The organism is Trabulsiella guamensis ATCC 49490, assembly GCF_000734965.1.
GTDB classification, from domain to species: Bacteria; Pseudomonadota; Gammaproteobacteria; order Enterobacterales; family Enterobacteriaceae; genus Trabulsiella; species Trabulsiella guamensis.
The window spans coordinates 1-225 of the sequence record NZ_JMTB01000267.1; the positions used below are offsets into that span (position 1 = coordinate 1).

A 225-nucleotide genomic window follows, 5' to 3' on the forward strand; every position below is an offset into this window, starting at 1 on the left:
GGGTTGCAAACCAGACAGAACGCGTACCGCCGTTATGTGTTTCGGTGATGCGGTTTGCACTGCGCACCAGTTCTGACGGCGGGCAGGCGATTTCGAGCAACGGACGACGCATGAACACACGAACGTCAGTCACGCGACTGCCACGCGCACGCAGCCAGTCCTGCGCCGCTTCGGCCATGCTGATATGTTCCGCAATACGTTCGGTGATCATGGTGTTATTCCTCC

1 protein-coding gene is annotated in these 225 nt (G+C 58.7%); it reads right to left on the reverse strand.

What is annotated here, in order from left to right; all coding sequences use genetic code 11:
- Positions 1 to 211 (reverse strand): hypothetical protein (locus tag GTGU_RS23855; RefSeq protein ID WP_038164132.1); only part of this gene is annotated, 211 nt, incomplete at its 3' end.
- Positions 212 to 225 lie beyond the last annotated feature (14 nt).